The sequence below is a fragment of the Saccharothrix sp. ST-888 genome (genome assembly GCF_000955975.1).
In the GTDB taxonomy this organism is placed as follows: Bacteria; Actinomycetota; Actinomycetes; order Streptomycetales; family Streptomycetaceae; genus Kitasatospora.
The window spans coordinates 1-384 of the sequence record NZ_JYJF01000432.1; the positions used below are offsets into that span (position 1 = coordinate 1).

Consider the following 384-nt stretch of genomic DNA (forward strand, 5'->3'; position numbering starts at 1 on the left):
GAACAGCAGCTTCCCGTCCCGGTGCATCTCGTACAGCCGGTGGACACCCGTCGTGGTCTCCTCCGTCACACCCTTGATCGTCGCCGCGACCTCGGTCCAGTTCAGCGTCGACTGCTGCAACAGCTCCAGCACGATGCGGAATTCGTCGTTGTCAGCGGTGGAAGGGTCGGGCACCCGGCCCGCCTTCTGGAACTCGACGCCCTTGTGGATCAGGAGGGTGGCATCACCGCCGTCGTCCAGGATCATGTTCGGTCCGGCGTAGCCGGCCGAACCGTCGGCCCCGGCCGGGGTCTGGCCGTTCGGCCAGGTCAGCGCCTGCTCAGTGCACCACCAGTACTCCTCCAGCGTCTCGCCCTTCCAGGCGAACACCGGCACACCCTGCGG

Annotated in this window: 1 protein-coding gene; it reads right to left on the reverse strand. The window is 67.2% G+C overall.

Annotated features, from left to right (window positions below; translation table 11 throughout):
- On the reverse strand, window positions 1-384 hold a 384-nt coding region (locus tag UK12_RS33395; RefSeq protein WP_045306968.1), incomplete at both ends, for an adenosylhomocysteinase.